Annotated in this window: 26 protein-coding genes; 13 read left to right on the top strand and 13 right to left on the bottom strand. The window is 66.1% G+C overall.

Features of this window, described 5'->3' with window-relative positions:
* Nucleotides 1-62: 62 nt before the first annotated feature.
* The 3 genes from NJF35_RS03265 to NJF35_RS03275 form a co-directional block, all read right to left on the bottom strand.
* Nucleotides 63-1,550: a YifB family Mg chelatase-like AAA ATPase gene (locus NJF35_RS03265; RefSeq protein ID WP_253090664.1), complete on the bottom strand. Its 1,488-nt coding sequence runs from the start codon at nt 1,548-1,550 to the stop codon at nt 63-65.
* A 202-nt stretch (nt 1,551-1,752) separates the two neighbouring features.
* Entirely contained in the window at nt 1,753-2,181 is a 429-nt protein-coding gene (locus tag NJF35_RS03270; RefSeq protein ID WP_253090665.1) for a molybdopterin-binding protein, read from the bottom strand.
* A 24-nt stretch (nt 2,182-2,205) separates the two neighbouring features.
* Nucleotides 2,206-2,469: an accessory factor UbiK family protein gene (locus tag NJF35_RS03275; protein WP_225786727.1), complete on the bottom strand. Its 264-nt coding sequence runs from the start codon at nt 2,467-2,469 to the stop codon at nt 2,206-2,208.
* A gap of 409 nt (nt 2,470-2,878) precedes the next feature.
* Between NJF35_RS03275 and glnK the strand changes: the two genes are divergently transcribed.
* The 3 genes from glnK (at nt 2,879) to sutA (ending at nt 5,366) form a co-directional block, all read left to right on the top strand.
* Entirely contained in the window at nt 2,879-3,217 is a 339-nt protein-coding gene (gene glnK / locus NJF35_RS03280; RefSeq protein ID WP_002555808.1) for a P-II family nitrogen regulator, read from the top strand.
* 41 nt (nt 3,218-3,258) lie between these two features.
* On the top strand, nt 3,259-4,581 hold the full coding sequence (locus NJF35_RS03285; RefSeq protein ID WP_253090666.1) for an ammonium transporter: 1,323 nt from the start codon (nt 3,259-3,261) through the stop codon (nt 4,579-4,581).
* Nucleotides 4,582-5,036: 455 nt separating this feature from the next.
* Complete coding sequence (sutA, locus tag NJF35_RS03290; RefSeq protein ID WP_225786725.1) at nt 5,037-5,366, top strand: transcriptional regulator SutA; 330 nt, start codon at nt 5,037-5,039, stop codon at nt 5,364-5,366.
* A 122-nt stretch (nt 5,367-5,488) separates the two neighbouring features.
* Here sutA and NJF35_RS03295 read toward each other — a convergent pair whose 3' ends face one another.
* The 6 genes from NJF35_RS03295 to lptM are packed head-to-tail and all read right to left on the bottom strand — an operon-like array spanning nt 5,489 to nt 10,096.
* Nucleotides 5,489-6,184 (bottom strand): HAD family hydrolase, encoded by a 696-nt coding sequence (locus NJF35_RS03295; RefSeq protein WP_225786724.1) that lies wholly within the window; start codon nt 6,182-6,184, stop codon nt 5,489-5,491.
* Complete coding sequence (xerC, locus tag NJF35_RS03300; protein WP_253080633.1) at nt 6,181-7,080, bottom strand: tyrosine recombinase XerC; 900 nt, start codon at nt 7,078-7,080, stop codon at nt 6,181-6,183. Before xerC ends, NJF35_RS03295 begins: the two co-directional genes overlap by 4 nt.
* On the bottom strand, nt 7,080-7,790 hold the full coding sequence (locus NJF35_RS03305; RefSeq protein ID WP_253090667.1) for a DUF484 family protein: 711 nt from the start codon (nt 7,788-7,790) through the stop codon (nt 7,080-7,082). The genes xerC and NJF35_RS03305 overlap by 1 nt, the downstream gene beginning before the upstream one ends.
* Nucleotides 7,791-7,803: 13 nt before the next feature.
* Entirely contained in the window at nt 7,804-8,634 is an 831-nt protein-coding gene (gene dapF, locus NJF35_RS03310; protein WP_225786721.1) for a diaminopimelate epimerase, read from the bottom strand.
* A 4-nt stretch (nt 8,635-8,638) separates the two neighbouring features.
* Nucleotides 8,639-9,886, bottom strand: a complete 1,248-nt coding sequence (lysA, locus tag NJF35_RS03315; protein ID WP_253080632.1) for a diaminopimelate decarboxylase — start codon at nt 9,884-9,886, stop codon at nt 8,639-8,641.
* 9 nt (nt 9,887-9,895) lie between these two features.
* Nucleotides 9,896-10,096 carry an LPS translocon maturation chaperone LptM gene (lptM, locus tag NJF35_RS03320; RefSeq protein WP_225786719.1) on the bottom strand — a complete coding sequence of 67 codons (201 nt, stop codon included), beginning with the start codon at nt 10,094-10,096 and terminating at the stop codon, nt 9,896-9,898.
* A gap of 466 nt (nt 10,097-10,562) precedes the next feature.
* Between lptM and cyaY the strand changes: the two genes are divergently transcribed.
* From cyaY to rnk, 3 genes are all read left to right on the top strand, one after another.
* A complete protein-coding gene (cyaY, locus tag NJF35_RS03325; RefSeq protein WP_225786718.1) occupies nt 10,563-10,895 on the top strand; it encodes an iron donor protein CyaY in 333 nt (110 codons plus the stop codon).
* 1 nt (nt 10,896) lies between these two features.
* A complete protein-coding gene (locus NJF35_RS03330; RefSeq protein WP_225786717.1) occupies nt 10,897-11,118 on the top strand; it encodes a DUF1289 domain-containing protein in 222 nt (73 codons plus the stop codon).
* A gap of 133 nt (nt 11,119-11,251) precedes the next feature.
* Nucleotides 11,252-11,662 (top strand): nucleoside diphosphate kinase regulator, encoded by a 411-nt coding sequence (gene rnk, locus NJF35_RS03335; protein WP_225786716.1) that lies wholly within the window; start codon nt 11,252-11,254, stop codon nt 11,660-11,662.
* Between the two features lie 72 nt (nt 11,663-11,734).
* Here the strand turns inward: rnk and NJF35_RS03340 are convergent, their stop codons facing one another.
* The 3 genes from NJF35_RS03340 to NJF35_RS03350 all read right to left on the bottom strand — a co-directional run bounded on the left by NJF35_RS03340 (nt 11,735) and on the right by NJF35_RS03350 (nt 15,433).
* Complete coding sequence (locus NJF35_RS03340; RefSeq protein ID WP_253090668.1) at nt 11,735-14,599, bottom strand: class I adenylate cyclase; 2,865 nt, start codon at nt 14,597-14,599, stop codon at nt 11,735-11,737.
* A gap of 214 nt (nt 14,600-14,813) precedes the next feature.
* Nucleotides 14,814-15,059, bottom strand: coding sequence for a TIGR02647 family protein (locus NJF35_RS03345; protein ID WP_225786714.1), 246 nt, complete (start codon nt 15,057-15,059; stop codon nt 14,814-14,816).
* A gap of 65 nt (nt 15,060-15,124) precedes the next feature.
* Nucleotides 15,125-15,433, bottom strand: coding sequence for a hypothetical protein (locus tag NJF35_RS03350; RefSeq protein WP_225786713.1), 309 nt, complete (start codon nt 15,431-15,433; stop codon nt 15,125-15,127).
* Nucleotides 15,434-15,578: 145 nt separating this feature from the next.
* Here NJF35_RS03350 and NJF35_RS03355 point away from each other — a divergent pair, with 145 nt between their 5' ends.
* Nucleotides 15,579-16,238: a glutathione S-transferase gene (locus tag NJF35_RS03355; protein ID WP_225786712.1), complete on the top strand. Its 660-nt coding sequence runs from the start codon at nt 15,579-15,581 to the stop codon at nt 16,236-16,238.
* Between the two features lie 46 nt (nt 16,239-16,284).
* On the opposite strand, the gene argH is transcribed toward NJF35_RS03355, so the two are convergent.
* Nucleotides 16,285-17,679, bottom strand: coding sequence for an argininosuccinate lyase (argH, locus tag NJF35_RS03360; protein ID WP_253090669.1), 1,395 nt, complete (start codon nt 17,677-17,679; stop codon nt 16,285-16,287).
* 309 nt (nt 17,680-17,988) lie between these two features.
* Here argH and NJF35_RS03365 point away from each other — a divergent pair, with 309 nt between their 5' ends.
* The 6 genes from NJF35_RS03365 to NJF35_RS03390 all read left to right on the top strand — a co-directional run bounded on the left by NJF35_RS03365 (nt 17,989) and on the right by NJF35_RS03390 (nt 23,777).
* Complete coding sequence (locus NJF35_RS03365) at nt 17,989-18,732, top strand: LytR/AlgR family response regulator transcription factor (protein ID WP_225786710.1); 744 nt, start codon at nt 17,989-17,991, stop codon at nt 18,730-18,732.
* A gap of 228 nt (nt 18,733-18,960) precedes the next feature.
* The gene (gene hemC, locus NJF35_RS03370) at nt 18,961-19,902 is read left to right on the top strand and encodes a hydroxymethylbilane synthase (RefSeq protein WP_225786709.1); all 942 of its coding nucleotides are present in this window, start codon (nt 18,961-18,963) and stop codon (nt 19,900-19,902) included.
* Nucleotides 19,899-20,669, top strand: coding sequence for a uroporphyrinogen-III synthase (locus NJF35_RS03375; protein ID WP_225786708.1), 771 nt, complete (start codon nt 19,899-19,901; stop codon nt 20,667-20,669). Before hemC ends, NJF35_RS03375 begins: the two co-directional genes overlap by 4 nt.
* 45 nt (nt 20,670-20,714) lie before the next feature.
* Nucleotides 20,715-21,815 carry a uroporphyrinogen-III C-methyltransferase gene (locus NJF35_RS03380; protein WP_225786707.1) on the top strand — a complete coding sequence of 367 codons (1,101 nt, stop codon included), beginning with the start codon at nt 20,715-20,717 and terminating at the stop codon, nt 21,813-21,815.
* The gene (locus NJF35_RS03385; RefSeq protein WP_225786706.1) at nt 21,812-23,050 is read left to right on the top strand and encodes a heme biosynthesis protein HemY; all 1,239 of its coding nucleotides are present in this window, start codon (nt 21,812-21,814) and stop codon (nt 23,048-23,050) included. Before NJF35_RS03380 ends, NJF35_RS03385 begins: the two co-directional genes overlap by 4 nt.
* 220 nt (nt 23,051-23,270) lie before the next feature.
* Nucleotides 23,271-23,777, top strand: coding sequence for a disulfide bond formation protein B (locus NJF35_RS03390; RefSeq protein WP_225786705.1), 507 nt, complete (start codon nt 23,271-23,273; stop codon nt 23,775-23,777).
* Nucleotides 23,778-23,823: the final 46 nt, after the last annotated feature.

Raw genomic sequence — 23,823 nt, forward strand, 5'->3', positions numbered from 1 at the left:
TGCGCAAAATATATTTCAGCTATGGAGACGATTGAACCGGTGCATTGGCCCGCAAGGGCCGCTCAGGAGCCGGGACGATATTGCAGGGCTTCGGCCAGATGCTGGCGGGCGATAGCCTCGGCCTGTTCCAGGTCGGCGAGGGTACGTGCCACCTTGAGCAGACGGTGGGCGGCGCGCAGGGACAGGTTCAGGCGCTCGCAGGCGTTTTCCAGCCAGGCCTGGTCGGCGCTCTCCAGGCGGCAATGGCGGTGCAGCCCATTGAGCGTGAGGAAGGCATTGGCACAGCCCTGGCGACGCTGTTGCCGTTTACGGGCCTCGGCCACCTGCCGGGCGACCGTGGCGCTGGATTCGCCACTGGGCTGGTTGGTCAGCACGGTGCTTTCCCGGGCCACGGTCAGGTGCAGGTCGATGCGGTCGAGCAGCGGGCCGGACAGCTTGTTGCGGTAGCGCTGGATCTGTTCGGTGCTGCAGCGGCAGCGACCGCTGGGGTCGCCCAGGTAGCCGCAGGGGCAGGGGTTCATGGCGGCCACCAACTGGAAGCGCGCGGGGAAGCGTACCTTGTCCTTGGCCCGCGCCACCACGATTTCGCCAGACTCCAAAGGCTCGCGAAGCACTTCCAGCACACGTCGTTCGAACTCCGGGAGCTCGTCCAGAAACAGCACGCCATGATGCGCCAGGGTGATCTCCCCGGGCTGCGGCCGGCTGCCGCCACCCACCAGGGCCGGCCCGGAGGCGGAATGATGGGGATGGCGAAAGGGCCGCTGTGGCCAGCTGTCCAGGGGCGTATGCCCAGTGACCGACTGGATGGCCGCGACCTCCAGCGCCTCGCGCTCGTCCAGCGGTGGCAACAACCCTGGCAGGCGGCTGGCGAGCAAGGTCTTGCCGGTGCCGGGAGGCCCGGTGAACAGCAGGTTGTGGGCACCGGCCGCTGCCACCAGCAGGGCGCGCTTGGCCGCCACCTGCCCCTGCACCTCGCTGAGGTCAGGGTAGGGCCGGCTGTGCAGCAGCAGGCCATTGGCGGCGTAGGGTGGCAGTGGCACCTGCCCATTGAGATGGGCCACCAGCTCCAGCAGATGGCCCACCGCGTAGACCACCAGCCCGCTCGCCAGGCTCGCCTCCTCGGCGTTCTCCCGTGGCACCACCAGCGCCCGCCCGGCCTCCCTGGCCGCCAAGGCTGCAGGCAACACGCCCTGCACCGGGCGCAGGCTACCGGAGAGTGCCAGTTCGCCGAGGCATTCGATCTCGCTCAAGGTCGCCGCCGCCACCTGGCCGTTGGCGGCGAGGATGCCCAGAGCGATGGCCAGGTCGTAGCGGCCGCCGTCCTTGGGCAGGTCGGCGGGGGCGAGGTTCTGGGTGATGCGCCGGGCTGGGTAGTCCAGGCCGGAATTGACGATGGCGCTGCGTACCCGGTCCTTGCTTTCCTTGACGGTGGTTTCGGGCAGGCCGACCAGGGTCAGTGTGGGCAGGCCGTTGGCCAGGTGGGTTTCGACGCTGACAGCCGGCGCCAGCACCCCGACCTGGGCGCGGCTGTGGACGAGGGCGAGGGACATGGATACTCCGTGGTCGCTTGTGGAAAAGCCGCTTCCTGCGGTCACGGAAGAATAGTGAGCGATGGTGAGGGGCACTGGGAAAGAGTGCATCCGGATTTTACTGCGGATGCCTGGGGACTGGGTCTTGGGATTGCCCCAATGCTGGTCAGCCAGGGCTTTCAGCTGTCATTTGGGGCTGCAAAGCAGCCCCATGCTCAAGGTGTCAGGGCTTGGCGCCCAGGATGATGTGCGAGGCCTTGATCAACGCCGTGGCCGCCACGCCCGACGTCAGGCCCAGCTCCTGCACCGCTTCGCGGGTGACGATGGCAGACACCTCGGTACCGCCTGCCAACTGCAGCACCACCTCGGCGTTCACCGCACCGTCGCCGACCCGCACCACCTTGCCTTGCAGGGCGTTGCGCGCCGACAGCCTGTAGCCGTCGGCATCGGTCATCAGCACCACCCAGGGCGCCTTGACCAGGGCCACGGCCTGCTTGCCGACGTTGATGTTCAGGTTGTGCAGGCTGGCCATGGTGACCACCGCCACCAGTTTCTCGCCGCCGCCCAAGGTCAGTTCGACCTCGGCGTTGACCGCGCCAGGCTGGACGTTGCTGACGGTACCTTCGAAGACATTGCGGGCACTGACTTTCATGGGAGCCGCTCCGTGTGTCGGTTGTTATTCCTGGATTGTCGGCGCCATCCGGGCTTCCAGCTCAGCGACTTGTCGTTCCAGGGCTTCCAGGCGCGCGCGGGTGCGGGCCAGGACGACCATCTGGCTGTCGAATTCTTCCCGGCTGACCAGGTCGAGCTTGCTGAAGGCACTCTGCATCAGGATCTTGAACTGGCTCTCCAGTTCGGCCCGTGGCGGCGTGTTGTCGCCGTTGAACAGGCGCGAGGCCTGGTCGCTCAGGGCATCGAGAAAGGCTTTGGGCGCGAGCATGTTCGGCGTTCCGCTAATCATGGAAAAGGAGGGCAGTGTAGCACGCTGCCTGGCGGGCCTTGCGCTGCACACTTTTTGCGCAGGGCGGCCGAGGTGTGCGCACCGAAGTTGTGCATCTTTTCTCTGCTGGCGACTGGCCAATGCCGGGCTTTTTCCACAACTGATTGTTTTCACTGGCTTTCCATGACCTGGCAAGGTTTCTGCAAAGACCTTGGCAAGCCATGCACTGATGCAGTTCCTTGTGACCAGGCAGTGCGCAGGTGGAGCTGAAAGGCCCTTCGTCATTGCCGCGACATGCGTCGGCGGGGGAGGAGGGAGTCGACGACGGGTTACAAAGCCAGGCGCTGCGCTTAGACTTGAGACGGGTTTGTTTTCCTGGGGCAAGTCCACCAAATCGGGAGAGAGTTTCATGAAGCTAGTCACTGCCATCATCAAGCCGTTCAAGCTGGACGACGTGCGCGAGTCGCTGTCGGAAATCGGCGTGCAGGGCATCACCGTGACCGAGGTCAAGGGCTTCGGTCGGCAGAAAGGCCATACCGAGCTGTATCGCGGTGCCGAGTACGTGGTCGATTTCCTGCCCAAGGTGAAGATCGATGTCGCCATCGACGACAAAGACCTTGACCGGGTGATCGAAGCCATCACCAAGGCCGCCAACACCGGAAAGATCGGTGACGGCAAGATCTTCGTGGTCAATCTGGAGCAGGCGATCCGCATCCGTACCGGCGAAACCGATACCGACGCGATCTAAGAAAAAGCCTCACCAAACCCAACGCCCCAGGAGAAAACAACATGACTCTGCGCAAGATCGCAGGGCTAGGAGCCCTATTGTCCCTCGTAATGCCTGGCCTGGCCCTGGCAGAGGAAGCCACCCCGGCGCTCAACGCCGGCGACACCGCCTGGATGCTCACCGCCACCGCGCTGGTGCTGTTCATGACCATTCCGGGCCTGGCCCTGTTCTACGGCGGCATGGTGCGTTCGAAGAACGTGTTGTCGGTGATGATGCAATGCTTCGCCATCACCGGCCTGATGAGCATCCTGTGGATGGTCTATGGCTACAGCCTGGCGTTCGATACCACCGGTATGGAACAGGGCGTGGTCAACTTCAATTCCTTCGTGGGCGGCTTCTCCAAGGCATTCCTCAGCGGCGTGACCCCTGACAGCCTGACCGCGGAATTCCCCGAGGCGGTGTTCATCACCTTCCAGATGACCTTCGCCATCATCACCCCGGCGCTGATCGTCGGTGCCTTCGCCGAGCGCATGAAGTTCTCCGCCATGCTGATCTTCATGGGCGTGTGGTTCACCCTGGTCTACGCTCCGATCGCGCACATGGTCTGGAGCGGTGACGGCGCGCTGATGTGGGACTGGGGCGTGCTGGACTTCGCCGGTGGCACCGTGGTGCACATCAACGCCGGTATCGCCGGCCTGGTCTGCTGCCTGGTGCTGGGCAAGCGCAAGGGCTACCCCACCACGCCAATGGCGCCGCACAACCTGGGCTACACCCTGATGGGCGCGGCCATGCTGTGGATCGGCTGGTTCGGCTTCAACGCCGGCTCCGCCGCAGCCGCCAACGGCACCGCCGGCATGGCCATGCTGGTGACCCAGATCGCCACGGCTGCCGCGGCCTTGGGCTGGATGTTCGCCGAATGGATCGGTCACGGTAAGCCAAGCGCCCTGGGCATCGCCTCCGGCGTGGTCGCCGGCCTGGTGGCCATCACCCCGGCCGCCGGCACCGTCGGCCCGATGGGCGCCCTGGTGATCGGCCTCTGCTCGGGCGTGATCTGCTACTTCTGCGCCACCAGCCTCAAGCGCAAGCTCGGCTATGACGACTCCCTCGACGCCTTCGGCGTGCACGGGATCGGCGGTATCGTCGGCGCGATCCTCACGGGGGTCTTCGCCGCCCCGGCCCTGGGCGGGTTCGGCGAGGTCGTGGATATCGGCGCGCAGGTCTGGGTGCAGGCCAAGGGCGTGATTTTCACCGTGGTCTACACCGCCATCGTCACCTTCGTGATCCTCAAGGTGCTGGATGTGGTGATGGGCCTGCGGGTCAACGAAGAAGAAGAGTCGGTCGGCCTCGACCTGGCTCAGCACAACGAACGCGGCTACAACCTGTAACTGCGACGCGGTAAAAAATCTGCCCGGTTCGCCGGGCATTTTTTTGCCTGGAATTCGCTGTTCGGCGAAGAGCAAACGGTTTACCCGACACGTTCGTGACACGGCCCGAAAACTTACAGCTCACAGGGCATTCAGGGAGCTTTGCTTTTTCTCCGGGCGCGCTAGAATGCGCGCCGGAAGGGTGCTTGACGAGCTGTCCGCACACTTCGCCACCCTTTGCTAGGCTTGCCAATAGCACGGAGCCAGCAGGTGGCGCCGGGCTGTTCCGGCCAATGGCTCAAGGATTTCGTCAGGCCCTGCCAGGAGCAGGGTCTGCAGGGTGCCGGCCTCCCATCAGGAGGTGAACGCCCAGGGCAGTGGCCAACCCACGGCCAGTTGAATTTTCACCGATGGCTGCCGGTCTACGGCTGCACGGTCTATAACTAATCTGCTTTTCGCAAGTCATGAGGTAGAACATGAGCGACGACGATCTGGAAAACGATGACCTCGAAGTAGGCGATGAAGACGAGGGTGATGAGGGCCTCGACGCAGCAGCGGCAGATGATGTAGCCGAAGACGCTGGCGAAGACGACAGCCCCGCCCCCGCTGCGAAGGGCAAGGCCAAGGCCGCTGTCTCGGTTGACGACATGCCGAGCTTGGAAGCCAAGCAGAAGGAGCGCGATGCCTTGGCCAAGGCCATGGAAGAGTTCCTGGCGCGTGGCGGCAAGATCCAGGAGGTCGAGCCCAACGTGGTCGCCGATCCGCCCAAGAAGCCGGACAACAAGTACGGCAGCCGCCCTATCTGAGTGGTTGAATGCAAGAAAGCCCGCCGTCGCTGCGGGCTTTTTTGTGGGCGCTGTCGGCCCAAATGACGGCTGGAAAGTCTTAACTGACCGGCCTCGAGCTTGCTCTGCAGGGTGCCGAGCCCCTAGCGCCAGCGTGCCAGAACGTCGGGCAACTGCGATAACCGCTGGATCTGCGCATCCGGCGCCTGTTCGCCTTCCCAGTCCTTGCCCTGGGGGTTGAACCACACCGCTCGCAGCCCGGCGCGCTGGGCGCCGGCGATATCGTCCCCAGGGTGGTCGCCGATATGCACGGCGGCCTGCGCCTCTACTTCACCCCGGCGCAGGGCCTCCAGGAACGGGGCTGGGTCCGGCTTGCCGATCCCCAGGTCCTCGGCGCACAGGGCGAACCTGAAGTAGTCCGCCAGCCCCAGGCGGTGCACGTCGGCATTGCCGTTGGTGACCACGCCGAGGGTGTAGTGATGGCGCAGGATCTCCAGCACCGGCTGCACCTCGGGGAACACCTCGACCTGATGTCGTGCGTGGAGGAACACTTCGAAACCTTCGTTGGCCAGCTCCTGGGCGTGCTTCTCGCTGTAGCCGACCTCTTCCAGGGCATGGAACAGCACGCGCCGACGCAGGGCGCTGATGCGGTGCTTGAGGCCCGGTTCGGCCTGCACCAGGCGTTCGCGGATGGCATACAGGTGCTCGACCGGTACGCTGCCCAGGCTTGGCGCGTTGGCTTCGAGCCAGTCGCGCAGGACGATCTCGGCGCTGGCGATCACCGGTGCGGTGTCCCACAGAGTGTCGTCCAGGTCGAAGGTGATCAGCTTGATGCTCATGAGTCTGTGCCTTTGCTGCGTTTGGCCCGGGGGTGGGCGCTGTCGTACACCGCGGCCAGGTGCTGGAAGTCCAGGTGGGTGTAGATCTGCGTGGTGCTGATGTCGGCATGGCCGAGCATCTCCTGTACCGCGCGCAGGTCCTGGGACGACTCCAGCAAGTGGCTGGCGAAGGAATGGCGAAGCATGTGCGGATGCAGGTGCTGGCCCAGCTCGCGCTCGCCGGCGGCCTTGACCCGCAGTTGGATGGCGCGTGGGCCCAGGCGCCGGCCCTGGCGGGAGAGAAACACCGCGTTATCCTGTGGGGCGCTGATACCGCGCAGCCGGAGCCACGCCTGCAACGCTTCGCGGGCCTTGCGGCCGACCGGCAACACGCGGGTCTTGCCGCCCTTGCCCAGCACCTGCACCAGCCCGCCTGCCAGGTCCAGATGCTCCAGGTCGAGGTTGGTCAGCTCCGACAGGCGCAGGCCGGACGAATAGAACAGTTCGAGGATGGCCTGGTCGCGGCGGGCGATGAAGTCGTCGTCGACGCCACCGTCGAGCAGTTGCAGGGCGCGATCGGTATCCAGCGCCTTGGGCAGCCGGCGCTCCCCTTTGGGTGGCGCCAGGCCGTTGGCCGGGTCGTGCTGGCACAGGCCCTCGCGGTTGAGGTAGCGGTACAGGCCGCGCACCGCCGAGAGCAGGCGTGCCAGGCTGCGGGCGGACTGGCCATGATGGTGCTGGCGCGCCACCAATTGGCGCAGTTGCTGGACCTGCAGCGCTTCCCAGCCAGCGATACCCTGGCTGTTGCAGAAGTCGATGACCTTTTCCAGGTCGCGGCGATAGGCCAGCTGGGTGTGTTCGGACACCTGGCGCTCGTTGCGCAGGTGTGCGCAATAAGCCTCCAGCTGGCGTTCCATCAGCGCACCGATCGCAGGGTCTGGGTGAAGCGCGGGAGGACGCGGCCGAGCACCTCGGCGATATAGCTCAGGAACAGGGTGCCAACGGAGCTCTTGTAGTGCTGCGGATCGCGGCTGCCGATCGCCAGCACGCCGTGCAGGCCCTGGTGCTCGAGGGTGGCGACGGCGCTGGAGCCGACCTCCTTGTGCTGCTCCTCGCCGAACAGGAAGGCCAGTTCGTGCTCGCGCAGGTTGCCACTGACCGTCTTGCCACTGCCCAGCAGCCCGCCAATGGCTTGCTGGGCCTCGGCGCTGCTGACCCAGCGGCCGACCGGGGCGGCATTCTCGCCGAACAGGATCAGGCTGACGAAGGGCACCTGGAACGCCTGGCGCAGGCTGTCCTCGACCGCCATCACCACTTCCTCCAGGCTGCTGGCATCCAGCAGGTCGAGGATCAGCCGGCGGGTCTTGTCGAACAGCCGGTCGTTGTCCCGGGCCACATCCATCAACTGCGACAGGCGATGGCGCATCTCGATGTTGCGGTCGCGCAGCAGCGTGAGCTGGCGTTCGACCAGCGACACGCTGTCGCCGCGCTGGTGCGGGATGCGCTGCTCGATGAGCAGCTCGTCGTGCTCGGCGAAGAACGTCGGGCGGGCACGCAGGTAGGCGACCACGGCCTCGTCATCGAGGTCGCTGGCCTGTTCGGGTAGAACCTGGGGCTGATCGGTCATGGAAGTCACTCGCTTAGAGACGAACCTGTCCCTCAAAGACACGTACGGCCGGGCCGGTCATCAGCACCGGTTTGCCGGGGCCGGCCCACTCGATGCTCAGGCGACCGCCTGGCAGGTCGATGGATACCGGCGAGTCCATCCAGCCCTGGCTGATGGCCGCCACCGCGGCCGCGCAGGCACCGGTGCCGCAAGCCTGGGTCTCGCCAGCACCACGCTCCCAGACGCGCAGGTTGGCGCGGTGGCGGTCGATGACCTGGATGAATCCGGCGTTGACCCGCTGCGGGAAGCGCGGATGGTGCTCGATCTTCGGGCCCAGTTCATGGACCGGGGCCGTGCGCACGTCGTCGACGCGCAGCACGCAATGGGGGTTGCCCATGGACACCGCGGCGATCGGGTAGATCTGGCCGTCGACCTCCAACGGATAGCTCAGCGCCTGGGCCTGGGCAACGAACGGGATGTCGGCCGGGGCGAGGCGTGGTGGGCCCATGTCGACACAGACCTGGCCATCGTTGCGCACGTCCAGCTCGATGATGCCGCCCTTGGTTTCCACACGGATGCGCTTTTTCGCGGTCAGGCGCTTGTCCTGCACGAAACGGGCGAAGCATCGCGCACCGTTGCCGCACTGTTCGACTTCGGAGCCATCGGCGTTGAAGATCCGGTAGCGGAAGTCCACGTCCGGGTTGTTCGGTGCCTCGACGATCAGCAGCTGGTCGAAGCCGACGCCGGTGTGGCGGTCGCCCCATTGCTTGGCATGCTTGGGCTGGATGTGCGCGTGCTGGCTGACCAGGTCGAGGACCATGAAGTCGTTGCCCAGCCCATGCATCTTGGTGAAACGCAGCAGCATGGGGTCACTCCGGCAGCAGGCTTTCGCCGGCGAACAGTTCGGCGATGGTTTCCCGGCGACGTACTTCATGGGCCTGGTCGCCGTCGACCAGTACCTCGGCGCAACGGCCACGGGTGTTGTAGTTCGAGCTCATGACGAAACCATAGGCGCCCGCGGAGCGCACGGCCAGCAGATCGCCCTCGGCGAGGTTCAGCACGCGGTCCTTGGCCAGGAAGTCGCCGGTCTCGCAGATCGGGCCGACCAGGTCGTAGGTGCGGCCTTCGCCCTCGCGCGGGGTGACGGCGTCGACCCCCATCCAGGCCTGGTACAGGGCCGGGCGGATCAGGTCGTTCATCGCCGCGTCGATGATGGCGAAGTCCTTGTGCTCGGTGTGCTTGAGGTATTCCACCCGGGTCAGCAGGACACCGGCGTTGGCCACGATGTAGCGGCCCGGCTCGAACACCAGGGCCAGGTCGCGCTCGCCCACGCGCTCGCGGATCGCCTTGATGTAGTCGGCCACCAGGGGCGGCTCTTCGTCACGGTAGCGCACGCCGACACCGCCGCCCAGGTCCAGGTGGCGCAGGTGAATGCCGCATTCGGCGAGGCGATCGACCAGCACCAGCAGGCGGTCGAGGGCATCGAGGAAGGGGGCGACGCTGGTCAGCTGCGAGCCGATGTGGCAGTCGACGCCGACCACGTCCAGGTTCGGCAGTTGCGCCGCGCGTACGTACAGGGCCTCGGCGTCGGTGATGGCGATGCCGAACTTGTTTTCCTTCAGGCCGGTGGAGATGTAGGGATGGGTACCGGCATCGACGTCCGGGTTGACCCGCAGCGAGACCGGTGCCTGCACGCCCATCTCGGCAGCGACTGCCTGCAGGCGTTCGAGCTCGTCGGCGGATTCGACGTTGAAGCAGTGCACGCCCACTTCCAGGGCGCGACGCATGTCCTGGCGGGTCTTGCCGACGCCGGAGAACACCACGCGATCGGCACGGCCACCGGCGGCCAGCACGCGCTCCAGCTCACCGCCGGAGACGATGTCGAAGCCTGCGCCCAGGCGGGCGAGCAGGTTCAGCACGCCGAGGTTGGAGTTGGCCTTGACGGCGAAGCAGACCAGGTGCGAGGTGCCCTCTAGGGCATCGGCGTAGCTGCGGTACTGGGCCTCGATGTGGGCTCGCGAGTACACGTAGGTGGGGGTGCCGAAACGTTCGGCGATGGCCGACAGGGCCACGCCTTCCGCGAACAGTTCGCCGTCGCGGTAGTTGAAAGCGTCCATTGGATTTCCTTACTGCGCTGGCGTCTGCTCGGGCTGCAGCTCAGGCTGCTGTTCCTGCGGCTGCGATGGCTGGGCGTGTTGGTGCTGGTGGGACTTTTGCTCTTTCCCATTGCCCTCTTCAGGCAGGTACAGGGGGCCCTTCTGACCGCAGGCCGAAACCAGGCAAGCAACCGCGACCAGCGCCGCAAGGGAGGAAATCAGGCGCTTCATTGGCGAAATCCTTTGAAATAAGCAGTATTGCGCCCGAGTATACCGAGCGACCGCCGGATTGCCTATGCAAGGGCCGGTCCGCCCGGCGGGCCAGCCTCGAGCGGCAAGCGGCAAGAAAAAGCAGCCTGGCGCACAATGTCAGTCAGTTAAGCGGCGCTTTGTCATTTTTGGGGCTACCTTGCAGCCCACCGTCGGCAAGCCGGCTCCCACAGGGATCGCGGCGACCACACATGATGCGGTTTGCATGGACAGTGTGGGAGCCGGCTTGCCGGCGATGGGGCGCGAAGCGGCCCCAAATGACAACTGAACGTCTTAACTGACCGGCATTGGCCTGGCGCATGCTTGGCTTTTTCTTGCCGCTCGACGCTTGCAGCTTGCAGCTGATTGGCGTGAAGCTTTGCATTCCCGCCAAGTCGCCCGTATCTTGCCCGGCTTGCCGTAAGTAGCCAATTTCGAGGTTCCTGCAATGAGTTTGAGCGAAGCGCGTTTCCATGATCTGGTCGACGCGACCCAACAGGCCCTGGAAGACCTGTTCGATGAGAGCGGCCTGGATGTGGACATGGAGAATTCCGCCGGGGTGCTGACCGTCAAGTTCGACAACGGCAGCCAGTTGATCTTCAGCCGCCAGGAACCGCTGCGCCAGTTGTGGCTGGCCGATCGCTCCGGCGGCTTCCACTTCGACTACGACGAACAGAGCGGCAAGTGGGTCTGCGAGAAGAGCGAGGAGCTGCTGGGCGAGATGCTCGAGCGTATCGTCTGGGAGCGGGCCGGCGAGAAGCTGGACTTCGACGAGATCTGAGATGAGCGACCCGGCACGGCCCCCGAAGCCGCTCTACAGCAACGTCAGCCCGGCGGTACCTTCGCCGTGCGTGAACGTCTGCCGGCTCGATGAGCACAAGGTCTGTCGTGGCTGTTTCCGGCCGGTGGAGCACATCCGCGAATGGCGTTCGGCCGATGACGAGCGACGCCGGCAGATCTGCCGCGAGGCCCAGGCCCGACGGGTGCGGTACGCCGCGCAGTGACGGCCGGGCTTGAGTATTTGCCCGGCTGTGGTAGTGTCGAACCCAGCGTCGGTGATGCCGAAAGTATTCACAAACCCCGCCCTTGGGCGGGGTTTTGCTTTATCTGCCTGTTAAAAAGGAGTCTGACTGGATCATGAGCACCAAGCCTTCCCTCATCCTCACCCGATTGGACGTACAGCGTCTCGAGCGTCTGATCGACAGCCTCGATGAAAGTACGCCGGGTGTGCTCGCCCTGCAGGACGAGCTGGACCGCGCCGACCAGGTTGTCGGTCACGAGGAGGTCCCGGCCGGTGTAGTGACCATGAATTCGCGCGTGCACTGCCGCGAAGAAGCCAGTGGCAAGGACTACCACCTGACCCTGGTCTATCCCAAGGACGCAGGGCCTGAAGGGAACGTCTCCATTCTCGCGCCGATCGGCTGTGCGTTGCTGGGGCTGTCGGTGGGCGACCAGATCGACTGGCCGGCCCCTGGTGGCAAGACCCTCAAGCTCACCCTGCTGGATGTCGAATACCAGCCGGAGGCGGCGGGCGACTACGACCTGTAGGCGGTTTTCGCGGTAGCGGTGCCGGCCATCTGGGGACGCGAAGCGGCCCCAATGAAGGCCTGCAGGGCCCCACTAGGGCTCCAGGGCCGCCTGCAACTGCTCCAGCCCATCGTTGAGCGCCTGCTCCAGCTCGCGCTTGTAGCGCAGGTAGAGCACCGTCGAGCCTTGGTCGTCCTCCAGTAGCTCGGACAGGTCCAGGTCGGTGATGTAGCAGCGGTAGTTGCCGGCGCTGCGACGCCGGCCGATGATCTGGCGGGCAACCACGGCGTAGAGCTGGTCGCCATGCTCCAGTTCGGAGAACTCCTGCTGGTCGCAGTAGAGCGTGACGTGCACATCGTCGCCCGTGCCAGCCTGCAGGATCGCTTGCACCTCATAGTAGGGCTGGTCGCTGCCATCGCTCGGCGCCGGGCGCGGCTCCAGGCTGCGGGCCTTGCCGGCACCGGAGGGCTGCAACTGGTAGTAGAGGATGTCCAGCGATGCCTGTTGCAGGCTGTCGAGCGGCAGCAGGGCGTCGCGGCGTATCACTACCGAACGCAAGAAGCGCTGCAGGGGCAGCAGCAGGTGGGTTTCGTCCTGCAAGGGCAGGCGCTGCTGCCAGAGGGCGTTGTACTCGTCCAGCACGTAGAGGTCGGCCCAGCCGTCGAGCAGGCGATAGAACACCTGGATGCAGCCCGGTTGCCCTTGCCCCAGAATCAGCGGCAGGTCGTGATCCTGCAGGGCATTGGCGTCCAGGTGCAGGGGGCTGTACTCACCGCGTTCCTCGCCCAGGCAATCGAGCACGGCCTCGTGGTCGGCGAGGGTGGCCAGGCTGACCTGCCCAGGCTGCAGCTCCAGCACATGGGTGTACTGCGCCACCTGCAGCAGGTAGCGATGGTTCAGCGCCTGGTCGAGCAGCGACTGCGCGGTATCGAAGATATCCTCGACCCGCTGGCGGATGGCCTGGGCGCGGTTGTGGCAGAAACAGCGTACCCGCAGCCGTGGCCGGTGCTTGCGCTGGCCGAGGCTGTTGAGGAAGTCGCGCAGGCAGCGCACCAGCGCGTGCTCGCCGTCGTAGCGCTGCACCAGCACTTCGTTCCAGCTGTTGAGGGTGACCTGGTCGAGGGTCAGCACCAGGTTCTCGCGCACACCGGCGTAGCTCAGCGAGTCGGTGCGCTCGGTGGTCATCAGGATGTTCAGGTCGCGATGATGGCGCAGCGGGTCGATGCCGACGTTGACCAGCAGCAGGATCTCGTCGGCCACGCTCGGCTGCAGCAGGCGGATCTCGCTGACGGTTTCCAGCGGCAGCGCAATGGTCTGTTGCAGGCTGCCCAGCAGGTTGAACAGCTCGAATTCGCTCAGGTCGCTGACCCCGGGGTGCAGGGCCAAGCGTGTGCTGCTGTCGATCACCCCGTTGCGATGGGCCCAGGTGAGCAGTTCGAGCAGTTCGCGGCAGCGCTTGATCGGGCTGAAGTGCTCCCATTCGTGCACGCCGAGGTTGCCATTGTACAGCCCCCAGTGGTGGGTCCCGGGCTCCTTGCGGTTGGGCGATTGGACCAGGGTCAGGGTATCTTCGGCCAGGTCCGGGGCGATGCCTGGGTTGATCACCTCGATCTTGCCAGCGCGGCGCTCGAAGGCAGCGTACAGGCGGCGGCCGAGGACGTTGAGGTCGCGCTGGTCGGCGCGGCTGCTGGCGTTCTGGCTGCGGGCGAACTCGCCGAGGAAGCGGTAGCTGTGGTTCAACTCGGCCACCAGCTCACGGCGCTCGGCAGCTACCTGGCGTACCTTCCACTGGCTGCGGCTGTCGAGCATGGCCAGTTGGCGCAGGTTCCAGCCCCATTCCTCGGCCAGGCGCCCGAGCAACCGGCGTTGCCAACCGCCGACACGTGAGCGGCCGGGTTCGCTGAGCTTCTTGTTGACCTTCAGGTACAGGGCGCGCCGCACCAACTCCAGGCGTGCGGTTTCGCCCCGGCGTTGCAGGTAGCGCTCGATGCGCCGGTAGACCATCACGTAGGGGTCGAGCTCGTCGAGGTCCAGGCGATTGGCGAACACTGCCTGCTTGTAGTCCAGGCTCAGGCAGCGTACCTCGGGGTGCTCGCTGGCATAGGCTTCGGTCAGCAGCAGCTTGAGCACCGACTTGTAGGGCGAGTCGATGCCCTTGAACAGTTGCCACAGCCCGGCACCGACGAATTCGCCCGGCGGGATGTGCGCCAGGTGGCCGAGGTCGAGGTCGTCCTCGGCACGGATGAAACGCTTGGACAGCAGCACCTGGGTGTATTCCCGGTAGTTGTGCTCCTGGTAGACCGGGACCAGCCACCACAGCGGCGTGCGGCCGGCCAGCCAGATCGCCGTGCGGTAGAACTCGTCGAGTAGCAAGTAATGCTGGGTGGTGCCGCAGTCATCGGAGCCGAGCTGGCCATCGCGCTCACCCTGGACGAACCCCTGGGGCTCGATGAGGAAGAAGTGCGCCTCGGCGCCCTGGCTGGCGGCCCAGGCCTCGAGCAACTGGCACTTGCGCCGCAGCTCGGCCAGTTCGGCCTCGCCCAGGTTCGCGGCATGGCAGACCCACAGGTCCATGTCGCTTTGCTCGGCCTGGGCAAGGGTACCCAGGCTGCCCATCAGGAACAGGCCATGGATCGGTCGCGGTGGGTTGCCATGGCGGGCCTTGTGGGTGAACGAGCGGGCCAGGCGCTGGGCCTCGGCCAGCAGCTGGACGTCGGGCTCGAACCCCGAGACACCGGCCGGTGTGTTGCCCGAGACATAGCCGGGCAGCAACGGGTGGTTGACGTGGAACAGCAGCGGCAGCAGGGTCAACACCTGCTGCTGGCGCGTGGACAACCCCTCCATGGCCCGCTCCAGTCGCCCCTGGTTGAGCTGCAGGAAGCGCGCACGCAGCTTCGCCAGCTCCTTGCGGTCGATGCCTTGTTCCAGGTCGGGGCGGATTTCGTGGGGGTGGTTCATTGCGCACTCAGGCAGGCCAGGGGAGCACTGGCGAGTTTAGCCTGAGTGCGGCGCTCGGATAAGCGTTGGCTGGGTTATTGACGTCATTTTCCTCGCGGGCGTGGGGCTTTTTCGCGGCAGTTCGGCGCCCCGGCAGGCCCCCACAGGAACAACGCCGTCCTTGAGGGCGCCGGCGAACCTGTGGGAGCTTGCCCGCGCAAAGGGCGCTGCGAACTCAAGCCGGCTGCACGGCCTTGAGGATGGTCAGCAACTGCTGGACGTTCTCGGCGGCATCCAGCCCCAGGCTGGTCAGGTAGCCGCCATCGGGCTGGGTGGTCAGTTGCTTGTCGTGCAGGCGCCGGGCCGCGGCGACCAAAGTGGGGGAGGCGTTGCTGTGGACCTTGATGCCTTCCTGGCTGCTGTCCAGGTTGAACAGGGCGAGGACTTCCAGTTCGGCGATCAGTTCGGGGGTGAAGGACATGGATGACTCCTGACTTCCAGACAAGGATGGCGGCACCGTTGCCGGCGCCTGATCCAGGAGTGTAGTCAGGCTTCGTCGTTGTCGCCTTGATCTGCTTCAGGTGGCAGCTCGGGCAAGGCGCGCAGGGCGTTCTCGTACCATTGGCCATTGAACGGCCGGTCCTCGTCGAGCATGGCGTCGATCTCGATGGCCAGCACATGGGCCATGAGGTTGAGGATGTCCTCGCGTTCGTAGCCGACCAGGGTCAGCTTATTGAAGGTGGCCTTGGCCGCTGCTGGCTCGCCGCTTTCGATCTGGTTCTCGATGGCCTGAATCAGGGTCGCTTCGACGAAGGCTTCCTCGTCATTGTTGTCGATGTCGCTGGGTTCGCTCATGGCGCTGCTCCTGTGGTGGAGCACACAGTGTGCCATGCCCGCACTGCGGATGCCCTGTCATCGACAGCTCGCATGATGCTGGCCAGGCCGGGGCGATCGGTCTATAACAGCCGGGCCATCCCCACACGGCCTGGAGGCTGTATCAATGCTCAAGCTTCACGGATTCGCGGTCAGCAACTACTACAACATGGTCAAGCTGGCCCTGATGGAAAAAGGCTTGCCCTTCGAAGAGGTGCCGTTCTTCGCCGGCCAGAGCCCGCAGGCCCTGGCCATCAGCCCACGCGGCAAGGTGCCGGTGCTGGAGACCGAGCAGGGGTTTATCAGCGAGACCTGCGTGATCCTCGACTATATCGAGCAGACCCAGGCCGGCAAGCCACTGCTGCCGGCGGATGCCTTCGCCCAGGCCAAGGTGCGCGAGTTGCTCAAGGAGATCGAGCTGTACATCGAGTTGCCGGCGCGTACCTGCTACCCCGAGGCGTTCTTCGGCATGGCGGTGGAGCCGGTGATCAAGGAACGCGCCCGCAGCGAGCTGCTGGCCGGTTTCGCCACGCTCAAGCGCAACGGCCGCTTCGCCCCCTACGTGGCGGGCGAGCAGTTGACGCTGGCCGACCTGATGTTCTGTTTCTCGGTGGACCTGGCCTGCCTGGTGGGCAAGAAGGTGCTGAACATCGATTTCCTGGCGGACTTCCCGCAGGCAGGGGCATTGCTGGAGAAGCTGGGAGAGAACCCGCACATGGCGCGGATCGTGGCGGACAAGGACGCGGCGATGCCGGCGTTCCTGGAGATGATGCGCAGCAAGCGCTGAGGGGGATGCCGCGAGCGAGGGCGTAGCCCTCGCACTGGGGGAAGCCTTAGCGCGAAGCCAGCAGCGCCTTGCCCCGGGCCACGGCTGCACGCACCTGCGCCGGCGCGGTGCCGCCGATATGGTCACGGGCGTTGACCGAGCCTTCCAGGGTGAGCACGGCGAACACGTCCTGCTCGATCTGGTCGCTGAACTGGCGCAGCTCGTCCAGGCTCATCTCGGCCAGGTCCTTGCCGGTGTCGACGCCGTACTTCACCGCGTGGCCGACGATCTCGTGGCAGTCGCGGAAGGGCAGGCCACGGCGCACCAGGTAGTCCGCCAGGTCGGTGGCGGTGGAGAAGCCGCGCAGGGCCGCCTCGCGCATCACCGCGTGGCGCGGCTTGATCGCCGGGATCATGTCGGCGAAGGCGCGCAGGGAGTCGCGCAGGGTGTCGGCGGCGTCGAACAGCGGTTCCTTGTCTTCCTGGTTGTCCTTGTTGTAGGCCAGCGGCTGGCCTTTCATCAGGGTCAGCAGGCCGGTCAGGGCGCCGAACACGCGGCCGCTCTTGCCGCGAACCAGCTCGGGAACGTCCGGGTTCTTCTTCTGCGGCATGATCGAGCTGCCGGTGCAGAAGCGATCAGGCAGGTCGATGAACTGGAACTGGGCGCTGGTCCACAGCACCAGTTCCTCGGAGAAGCGCGACAGGTGCATCATCGCCACGCTTGCAGCCGCGCAGAATTCGATGGCGAAGTCACGGTCCGACACGCCGTCGAGCGAGTTGCCGGCCACGGCCTCGAAGCCCAGCAGCTTGCAGGTCAGCGCGCGGTCGATCGGGTAGGTGGTACCGGCCAGCGCGGCGCTGCCCAGGGGCATGCGGTTGGTGCGCTTGCGGCAGTCGACCAGGCGCTCGTAGTCGCGGCTGAGCATCTCGAACCAGGCCAGCAGGTGGTGGCCGAAGGTGACCGGCTGGGCGGTCTGCAGGTGGGTGAAGCCGGGCATGATGGTCTCGGCCTCACGCTCGGCCTGCTCCAGCAGGCCCTGCTGCAGGCGGGTGATCTCGGCCAGGATCAGGTCGATCTCGTCGCGCAGCCACAGGCGGATGTCGGTGGCCACCTGGTCGTTGCGGCTGCGGCCGGTGTGCAGCTTCTTGCCGGTGATGCCGATGCGGTCGGTCAGGCGGGCCTCGATGTTCATGTGCACGTCTTCCAGGTCGACGTGCCAGTCGAAGGCGCCGGCCTCGATCTCGCCCTGGATGGTCTTCAGGCCGTCGATGATGGCGTCGCGCTCGGCGTCGGTGAGTACGCCGACCTGCGCCAGCATGGTGGCGTGGGCGATCGAACCCATGATGTCGTGGCGGTACAGGCGCTTGTCGAAATCGACCGAGGCGGTGAAGCGGGCGACGAAGGCGTCGACGGGCTCACTGAAGCGGCCGCCCCAGGACTGATTGGTCTTGTCGGTGCTCATGGATTCACTCGTTGAAGGCGTGAACGAAAAAAGTGGCGTCGATCATAACAGGGTTGAGGCCTGCGCCGCAGGGGCGTCGGTCGAGAGAAACCCCGGCGAGGCGGAGGCGGGCGGGTCCTGGAGATATTCAATGATTGAACGGCAGTGTTCCACGGACCGTCTACAGTTGGACAAAGGGCTGGCGGCGAAACTGCCAGGCCAGTGAATCTTTGGCCATCGCGTCGGTCTAGAGCGTGACCGCGGTGTCGGTCGCCCTACACCTGTCTACGCTATACCGATGCGAGACTCACTCAGGAATCCAGCGCAATTATGAATGTCCTGATCGTTGATGACGAACCCCAAGCCCGCGAACGCCTGAGCCGGCTGCTCGGCGAGCTTGAGGGCTACACCGTGCTGGAGCCCAGCGCCACCAACGGCGAGGAGGCCCTGGCCCTGATCGACAGCCACAAACCCGATGTGGTCCTGCTGGACATCGGCATGCCTGGCCTGGACGGCCTGCAGGTGGCCGCCCGGCTGTGCGAGCGCGAGGCGCCGCCGGCCGTGGTGTTCTGCACCGGCGACGACGAATACGGCAGCCAGGCCTTCAAGGACAGCACCCTCAGCCACGTGACCAAGCCGATCCAACCCCAGGCCCTGCGCGAAGCCCTGCGCAAGGCCGACAAGCCCAATCGCGCCCAGCTCGCGGCCCTGACCCGGCCGGCCAACGAGGGCGGCGGCCCGCGCAGCCACATCAGCGCACGAACGCGCAAGGGCATCGAGCTGATCCCCTTGCCACAGGTCATCTATTTCATCGCCGACCACAAGTACGTGACCCTGCGCCATGAGGCCGGGGAAGTGTTGCTGGACGAGCCATTGAAGGCCTTGGAGGACGAGTTCGGTGAACGTTTCGTGCGCATCCACCGCAACGCGCTGGTGGCCCGGGAGCGCATCGAGCGTCTGCAGCGCACGCCGCTTGGGCATTTCCAGCTGTTCCTCAAAGGCCTGGATGGCGATGCCCTGACCGTCAGCCGGCGTCATGTGGCGGGTGTGCGCAAGATGATGCAGACGCTCTGACACGGGCTTCACGGTATGGCAAGGGCCTAGCCCTTGTTCGTGGCCAGGCGATAGCCGCTCAGTCAATACTTTCAGCTGCCAGCTGGGGCTGCTTCGCGCCCCATCGTCGGCAAGGCAGCCTCGGATGATAAAACACCGCGCCTACAGGGTAGCCTGATGACCTGGATCTGCTGGCAAGGCCGGCGGAGCTGTTATGATCGGCGGTATTTCTCTGGATCGGGGCGTTTCATGTCCACTCGCGAAATCCGTATTGCCACCCGTAAAAGTGCCCTGGCCCTGTGGCAGGCCGAATATGTCAAGGCCCGCCTGGAGCAGGCCCACCCGGGCCTCGTGGTGACCCTGGTGCCCATGGTCAGCCGCGGCGACAAGTTGCTCGATGCGCCCCTGGCGAAGATCGGTGGCAAGGGGTTGTTCGTCAAGGAGCTGGAAACCGCGCTGCTGGACAACGAGGCCGATATCGCCGTGCACTCGATGAAGGACGTGCCCATGGACTTCCCCGAAGGCCTGGGCCTGTACTGCATCTGCGAGCGCGAGGACCCACGCGACGCCTTCGTTTCCAATCGCTTCGCCAGCCTCGACGCGCTGCCGGCCGGCAGTGTCGTCGGCACCTCCAGCCTGCGTCGCCAGGCCCAGTTGCTGGCGCGCCGTCCGGACCTGGAAATCCGCTTCCTGCGTGGCAACGTCAATACCCGCCTGGCCAAGCTCGATGCCGGCGAGTACGACGCCATCATCCTCGCTGCGGCCGGCCTGATCCGCCTCGGCTTCGAGGCACGCATCACCTCGACCATCGGTGTCGATGACAGCCTGCCGGCCGGTGGCCAGGGGGCCGTGGGCATCGAATGCCGCAGTGCCGATCATGAAATCCATGCCCTGCTGGCACCCCTGCATCATGCCGACACCGCCGACCGCGTGGTGGCCGAGCGAGCCCTGAACAAGCGCCTCAACGGCGGTTGCCAGGTGCCGATCGCCTGCTATGCCGTGCTCGAAGGCGAGCAGTTGTGGCTGCGCGGCCTGGTCGGCCAGCCCAGCGGCGGTACCTTGCTGCGCGCCGAGGCACGCGCTCCGCGCAGCGCCGCCGAGGCGTTGGGCGTGCAGGTCGCCGAAGACCTGCTCAGCCAGGGCGCCGAGGCCATTCTCAAGGATGTCTATGGCGAGGCCGGACACCCGTGAGCCCCTGGCGCCTGCTGCTGACCCGGCCCGAGGAAGACTGCCAGGCACTGGCGCAGAGCCTCGCTGCCGCCGGCATTGCCAGCAGTTGCCTGCCATTGCTGGCCATCGAGCCGGTGGTGCTGGACGCCCGGCAAGGCCAGCGCCTGGCCAACCTGCGCGACTACCAGGCGATCATCGTGGTCAGCAAGCCGGCCGCGCGCCTGCTGCTCGAGCAACTGGCCGGGGCGGGCCTGCCGCCGCCTCGCCGGGGCTGGTTCACGGTGGGCGCAGCCACGGCGCGGATTCTCCAGGACCAGGGCCTGCTGGTCGACTTCCCCGCTGACGGCGATGACAGTGAAGCCTTGCTCGCACTGCCGGTCCTGGGCGAGGCTATCGCCGCCGTCGCCACGCCGCGCGTGCTGGTCGTGCGGGGTGTGGGAGGTCGCGAACTGCTGGCCGAGCGTCTTGGGGAGCAAGGTGCTAGTGTCGATTATCTGGAACTGTATCGCCGCCAGTTGCCGGATTACCCGGAGGGGACCCTGGTGCGTCGAATCGAGGCGGAACGCCTCAACGGCCTGGTGGTCAGCAGTGGGCAAGGTCTTGAACACCTGCTGCGCCTGGCGGGTGCCGACTGGCCGCGCCTGGCGCGTGTGCCGTTGTTCGTGCCGAGCCCCCGGGTCGCCGAACAGGCCCGGGCGGCGGGCGCCCAACAGATCGTGGATTGCCGTGGCGCCAGTGCCGCGGCCTTGCTGGCAGCCGTGCAGCGTAGCGCTGCACCTGCCTCCTAAGGCGCTAAGCTCAATGCGACGCGCCCCCATGCAAAGGATGGATACGTGAGCGAAACTGTCTTGTCCAACAACGAACAGCCATCGGCGCCCGAGACGCCGGAAACCCCCGCCGCCAAACCTGCCAAGCGCTCTGGCAATGGCTTGGCATTGCTGGCCCTGCTGCTGGGCGCGGCCGGGATCGCGGTCGGGGGCTGGGGAGCCTGGCAGGTCCGCCAGCTGCAAGGCAGCGAGCAGGGCCAGGGCCAGCACCTGCAGGCCCTGAGTGAACGCACCAGCGCGCTGCAGCAGCGAGAGCAGCAGATCAGCGCGCAACTGGCCAGCCTGCCGGCGGCCAGCGAGCTGGAAGACCGACGCCGCCTGGTGGCGCAGTTGCAGGGCGACCAGCAGCGCCTGAGCCAGCGCCTGGAAACCGTGCTCGGCGAGAGCCGCAAGGAATGGCGACTGGCCGAAGCCGAGCACCTGCTGCGTCTGGCCACCCTGCGCCTGTCGGCCCTGCAGGACATCGCCAGCGCCAAGGCCCTGGTCGAAGGCGCCGACGAGATCCTGCGCGAGCAGAGCGACCCGGGCGCCTTCGCCGCCCGCGAGCAACTGGCCCGCAGCCTGGCGATGCTCGACAGCACCCAGCAGCCTGACCGTACCGGCCTGTTCCTCAAGCTCGCGGCCCAGCGCGAGCTGGTGCAGCAGCTCAGCGCCCAGTCCCCCGAGTTCGACAGCAATGCCGACGCCCTCGGTGCCCTGACCGCCGACGGCGATGGAGCCAGCCGCTGGTCCCAGTGGTGGGCAGAAATCTCCAAGTACTTCCAGATCGAGTTCAACGCCGACGAGAACGTGCGTCCGTTGCTGGCCGGGCAATCGCTCAACCAGTTGCGCCTGGCCCTGAGCCTGACCATCGAGCAGGCGCAGTGGGCGGCGCTCAACGGCGAGGCCAAGGTCTACACCCAGGCCCTGGACGATGCGCGCAGCGTGCTGCTGGCCAACTTCAACGCCGACAACCCGCAGAGCAAGGCCATGCTCGACAGCCTCAACGCGCTGGCCGAGCAGCCGGTCTCGGTGGTCACGCCCGACCTGAGCGAGAGCCTGGCTGCGGTGCAGGCCTACATCCAGCGTCGCCACCTGCCGGCCGAAGCCGAAGGGGGCAAGCCATGAAGCGTGTCTACCTGCTGGCGGTGCTGGCGATCGTGGTGGCCGCGGCGCTGGGGATCGCCGTTGCCAAGCACAGTGGCTACGTGCTGATCGCCTATGGCGGGTTCCGTTACCAGTCGGGGCTGTGGGCGGCATTGGCGGCGCTGGTGGCCATCGTCGGGGCGCTCTGGCTGTTGCGCTACCTGGTCGGCCTGGTGTTGACCTCGAGCGGTGTGGTCAACCCCTGGTCGCGGCGCAACCGTAGCCGGCGTACTCGCATCGCCATCGAGCAAGGCCAATTGGACCTGGCCGAGGGCCGCTGGGCAAGTGCCCAGCGCCACTTGCACCGGGCTGCCGAAGCCGAGCGCCAACCACTGCTCTATTACCTTGGCGCCGCACGTGCGGCCAACGAGCTGGGCCGTACCGAGGACAGCGACAACCTGCTCGAGCGCGCTCTCGAACGCCAGCCACAGGCGGAACTCGCCATCGCCCTGACCCATGCCCAGTTGCAGATGGACCGTGGCGATGCCGAGGGGGCGCTCGACACCCTGCTGGCCATGCAAGAGCGTCACCCGCACAACGCCCAGGTGCTGCGCCTGCTGCAGCGCCTGCACCTGGAGCGGGGCGATTGGCCGGCGCTGATCCGCCTGCTGCCCGATTTGCGCAAGGGCAAGGTACTGCCGGCCAAGGAGCTGGCAGAGCTGGAACAGCGCGCCTGGGGCCAGAACCTGTGCCTGGCGGCGACCCGTGGCGAGGATGCCCAGGCCGCCCGCCAGGGCCTGGAGCGTGCCTGGCAGCAACTTACCGCTGCCCAGCGTCAGGAGCCGCAGTTGGTGCTGGCCTACGCCGAGCAACTGCGCCAGGTCGGTGCCCAGGGCGAGGCCGAGCAGGTGCTGCGCACCGCGCTCAAGCGCCAGTACGAAAGCCACCTGGCTCGCTTGTACGGCCTGGTACGGGGCGATGATCCGGCGCGCCAGCTGCAGGCTGCCGAGGGCTGGCTCAAGGAGCACCCCGAGGATGCGAGCCTGCTGCTGACCCTGGGCCGCCTGAGCCTGCAGAACCGTCTGTGGGGCAAGGCGCGCGACTACCTGGAAAGCAGCCTGCGCCTGGAGCGTAACCCAGAGACCTGCGCCGAGCTGGCCCGCCTGCTCGCCGGCCTGGGCGAAACCGAGCGCAGCAACCAGCTGTTCCAGGAAGGCCTGGGCCTGTTGGACGAGCGCCTGCTGGCCCTGCCATTGCCCGAGGGGATGCGAGCCTGAGTACCCCCAAGCGCCCGCGCCAGTGCGCGGGCGCTTGGGTTTGTGGATTTTCCAGCCGCAAAGGCTGGGTTTGCGCTTTCCTTCTTCGGAAATTTCCTACTGATTGTTGAAAACTTTCCTTGTCAATCAGCGACTTGTCCCCACTGTAGCGCCTTGAAACAAAGCGCGCCTTTCCTCTACCGTTCCAAGCCATATCTTCAACCCGGGACCTACATCGCTCATGCTGCTGGCCCGTTTGCATACGTTCTTTCTTCCTGCCTGGCTCGCCTCGCTGGCGGTGCTGGCTGCCTCTTTCCACCTCGAAAGCGTTCTGGGCCTGGTGCCGTGCCCCTTGTGCTTCAGCCAACGCTTTCTGCTGGGGCTCTACTCGCTGGTCTGTCTGTGCGCGGTCATCCACCACCCCGGCTCGTCGGGCCGGCGCGCCTACTGCGCGCTGGCCTTGGCCTGTTCGCTGGGTGGCGCGCTGCTGGCGGCGCGGCATGTCTGGTTGCAGGGGGGGAGCATGCCGCTGGAAGCCTGCCATGTCCCGTTCCAGCAGGTCCTGGAGCAGTCCTGGGGCCAGGCCTTGAAGATGCTGTTGCTGGGCGGCCCGGACTGCGACTCGCTGACCTGGAGCTTTCTCGACCTGACCCTGCCCGAGTGGAGCCTGCTGGCGTTCCTGCTGTTGTCGGCGCTGCCGTTGTCCTGGCTGCTGAGGTTTTGTTTGCGCCGCCTGGGCAACGCTTGATCCAGGGCAAGCCCGCCACGATCGCTCGACCAGTGGTGAGCCGCAA

The organism is Pseudomonas guariconensis (assembly GCF_024127895.1).
Taxonomy (GTDB): Bacteria; Pseudomonadota; Gammaproteobacteria; order Pseudomonadales; family Pseudomonadaceae; genus Aquipseudomonas; species Aquipseudomonas guariconensis_B.

Coding starts and splice junctions, on each gene's coding strand:
- NJF35_RS03265 (WP_253090664.1), bottom strand. CDS start 1,550: ATGTCCCTCGCCCTCGTCCACAGCCGCGCCCAGGTCGGGGTGCTGGCG.
- NJF35_RS03305 (WP_253090667.1), bottom strand. CDS start 7,790: ATGACCGATCAGCCCCAGGTTCTACCCGAACAGGCCAGCGACCTCGAT.
- lptM (WP_225786719.1), bottom strand. CDS start 10,096: ATGAAGCGCCTGATTTCCTCCCTTGCGGCGCTGGTCGCGGTTGCTTGC.
- rnk (WP_225786716.1), top strand. CDS start 11,252: ATGAGCACCAAGCCTTCCCTCATCCTCACCCGATTGGACGTACAGCGT.
- cyaY (WP_225786718.1), top strand. CDS start 10,563: ATGAGTTTGAGCGAAGCGCGTTTCCATGATCTGGTCGACGCGACCCAA.
- NJF35_RS03275 (WP_225786727.1), bottom strand. CDS start 2,469: ATGCTCGCGCCCAAAGCCTTTCTCGATGCCCTGAGCGACCAGGCCTCG.
- dapF (WP_225786721.1), bottom strand. CDS start 8,634: ATGCTGCTGCGTTTCACCAAGATGCATGGGCTGGGCAACGACTTCATG.
- NJF35_RS03350 (WP_225786713.1), bottom strand. CDS start 15,433: ATGAGCGAACCCAGCGACATCGACAACAATGACGAGGAAGCCTTCGTC.
- glnK (WP_002555808.1), top strand. CDS start 2,879: ATGAAGCTAGTCACTGCCATCATCAAGCCGTTCAAGCTGGACGACGTG.
- NJF35_RS03390 (WP_225786705.1), top strand. CDS start 23,271: ATGCTGCTGGCCCGTTTGCATACGTTCTTTCTTCCTGCCTGGCTCGCC.
- lysA (WP_253080632.1), bottom strand. CDS start 9,886: ATGGACGCTTTCAACTACCGCGACGGCGAACTGTTCGCGGAAGGCGTG.
- NJF35_RS03355 (WP_225786712.1), top strand. CDS start 15,579: ATGCTCAAGCTTCACGGATTCGCGGTCAGCAACTACTACAACATGGTC.
- argH (WP_253090669.1), bottom strand. CDS start 17,679: ATGAGCACCGACAAGACCAATCAGTCCTGGGGCGGCCGCTTCAGTGAG.
- hemC (WP_225786709.1), top strand. CDS start 18,961: ATGTCCACTCGCGAAATCCGTATTGCCACCCGTAAAAGTGCCCTGGCC.
- xerC (WP_253080633.1), bottom strand. CDS start 7,080: ATGGAACGCCAGCTGGAGGCTTATTGCGCACACCTGCGCAACGAGCGC.
- NJF35_RS03270 (WP_253090665.1), bottom strand. CDS start 2,181: ATGAAAGTCAGTGCCCGCAATGTCTTCGAAGGTACCGTCAGCAACGTC.
- NJF35_RS03285 (WP_253090666.1), top strand. CDS start 3,259: ATGACTCTGCGCAAGATCGCAGGGCTAGGAGCCCTATTGTCCCTCGTA.
- NJF35_RS03385 (WP_225786706.1), top strand. CDS start 21,812: ATGAAGCGTGTCTACCTGCTGGCGGTGCTGGCGATCGTGGTGGCCGCG.
- sutA (WP_225786725.1), top strand. CDS start 5,037: ATGAGCGACGACGATCTGGAAAACGATGACCTCGAAGTAGGCGATGAA.
- NJF35_RS03345 (WP_225786714.1), bottom strand. CDS start 15,059: ATGTCCTTCACCCCCGAACTGATCGCCGAACTGGAAGTCCTCGCCCTG.
- NJF35_RS03340 (WP_253090668.1), bottom strand. CDS start 14,599: ATGAACCACCCCCACGAAATCCGCCCCGACCTGGAACAAGGCATCGAC.
- NJF35_RS03330 (WP_225786717.1), top strand. CDS start 10,897: ATGAGCGACCCGGCACGGCCCCCGAAGCCGCTCTACAGCAACGTCAGC.
- NJF35_RS03365 (WP_225786710.1), top strand. CDS start 17,989: ATGAATGTCCTGATCGTTGATGACGAACCCCAAGCCCGCGAACGCCTG.
- NJF35_RS03295 (WP_225786724.1), bottom strand. CDS start 6,184: ATGAGCATCAAGCTGATCACCTTCGACCTGGACGACACTCTGTGGGAC.